This is a genomic window from Enterococcus sp. S183_ASV_20, assembly GCF_018919685.1.
Taxonomy (GTDB): Bacteria; Bacillota; Bacilli; order Lactobacillales; family Enterococcaceae; genus Enterococcus; species Enterococcus faecalis.
The window spans coordinates 1-2111 of the sequence record NZ_JAHLRI010000118.1 but is presented as its reverse complement, the minus strand read 5'-3'; the positions used below and the strand labels follow the sequence as shown (position 1 = coordinate 2111).

Annotated in this window: 2 protein-coding genes; both read left to right on the top strand. The window is 37.7% G+C overall.

Annotated features, from left to right (window positions below):
- A partial coding sequence (locus KQI94_RS15775; RefSeq protein ID WP_216454615.1) for a PcfJ domain-containing protein occupies positions 1-739 on the top strand: 739 nt, incomplete at its 5' end.
- Positions 740-1334: 595 nt separating this feature from the next.
- Positions 1335-2063: a hypothetical protein gene (locus tag KQI94_RS15770; protein WP_002383622.1), complete on the top strand. Its 729-nt coding sequence runs from the start codon at positions 1335-1337 to the stop codon at positions 2061-2063.
- Positions 2064-2111: the final 48 nt, after the last annotated feature.

Genomic DNA, 2111 nt, shown 5'->3' with positions numbered 1-2111 from the left:
AAATGCTCATAAATTAGCATATGATGTTATGAGTGGTGCAGTAGACATGCGAATACTTACAAAGAACTGTCTAAGGAAGTACAAAACATTTTTAAAGAATACAGACAATAGTCTAAAAGAGATACAGCTGAAACAAACATTTGAAAGCTTAAACATACCAATGGTAAAAGGGATTGAAAAATACGTATTAAAGAGCGACATATCCGATTTTCCAAATGAGATTGGCGCTGTTAAGTTTCAGAATTGGTTAGTAAAGCAAGGAAAGTCATTTAAGTATTATCAAGACTACCTCAATATGTTAACGCTCCTAAAAATAGAAATAAACAAACGTAATCAGTTACCGCCAGATTTAGAAGTCGCACACGATTGTGCAGTGGATAGAATTAATCAGGTGAACTATGAAGAAAGGGATAAAGAAATAAAAGAACGTTTGGAACAATTAAGGAAGTATGAACGAGATATTGATGGGTTCACATTTGTGTTACCTAAACGAGCAAACGACATAAAAAAAGAAGGAAAAGCACTAAACCATTGCGTAGCAAGCTATATAAGCAGACACGCAAAGGGAGAAACAACGATTATCTTCGTAAGAGAGAAGAAGAACCCTCAAAAATCTTATTTCACATTAGAGTACAACTACAATAGGGTTGTTCAGTTACAAGGAAAGAAGAATCGACAAAAGGTACCAGATGAATTGAAACAAGCGGTAGACAAATGGGTCAAGGTAATTAAAGATTAAACGTTAGGAATGCTAAGAAAAGACCGTTCTTAGCATTCCTAACCGAAATCTAGGACAAAATCCATTGTTCCGCGGCGGTGCAGTTGCCCTTGCTCCAAAACCAATGGATTTTCTGCTGCACTCAACACGAGTCAATTAAACGTTCTATTCCCATTCGTTCCGAATGAGGAACGTTTCCTTTTCCTACTCGTTCCTCGCTTAACGGAAAAGGACATTGACACGAGTTGTTCCTTGTGAGACCACAAGGAAGCGTTCCGCAGATTTAAGTTTTTTCTGTCACTCGGCCCCTTCTTGCGGTTATCATTTCTTCAGTGAGCCGGCCTTGTGTACTTGCGAATCATACAACAGCCAGTCGAAAACACAAGGGTAAAATGCACGAGCAAGCTCGCCCTTGTGTTTTCTTTGTGTCTGATGTCTGTTCTCTGCGCACCCAAAACCTCAAACTCACTGAAGAAATGGATCATAACAGCAAACAAAGAAAGGAGAGGACCACAGAAAAATACCGAACCAACGAAGTTCAAAAGAAGCACCCCTTCCTAAATCTTCAAAAAAATGAGTTTTGAAAAAAATAAAAAACAGAAAGAAGCGAGTAAAAATGACTAGACTTGAACAAGCACAAGGGAAATTGCAACGACTAAAAAGAGAAAGCGAAGAAACACACCGCTTAATTAGAGCGGAACATGACCGTATCCCTTTCGGACAGCCTAACATTATTGGCCGTGGGGACATTTATAAGAAAGTAAATGGCTATCATGATCGTGCAATTAAATTACTGAAGGAACAAGAAAAACAAGAAAAAAGAGTGGAAATGCTGGAAAAGGTAGAAGACTTTAAGGAAAAAAACGAGCTAATTAAAGACGTTCATGTGGTCGGTAAATCAAGTTATGCGACGGTTGGCGCAAAAACAAGCGTCAATAACATTGACTACTTTAAAAATGAACTAAAAGAGCTTGAAAAGGCTAACGAAAAAGCAAAAGCCTATAACAAGACAAAACCAGCAATTAAGGCGAGAACCTACGGAGCAGCAATCACGAAACTAAAAAATAAAATTGCGACCTTGGAACAAATGAAGGAAGCTGATGAAAACAAGGTGGTAAGTGAGAGAACAAAAGAGCTGATAGAAAGCGGTGCAGTGACGCAGTGGAAGAAAAAACCAATATTCTATTTCGTTAAAGGGTTGCGAAAAGTAGCACTAGAAATTGACGAAAATGGAGAATTCTTCATTTCTAACTATTATCCGGCTTGTACAGATGCAGATAAGGAATTTATCAATAAGTTATTAGATCCTGCAGCTGAAAGCACAAAAAAAGAAACCTTTTGCTGAAGACAAAAGATTTCTAGGACGTTAACTATTTATAGTCATGAATAAGTA

Coding starts and splice junctions, on each gene's coding strand:
- KQI94_RS15770 (WP_002383622.1), top strand. CDS start 1,335: ATGACTAGACTTGAACAAGCACAAGGGAAATTGCAACGACTAAAAAGA.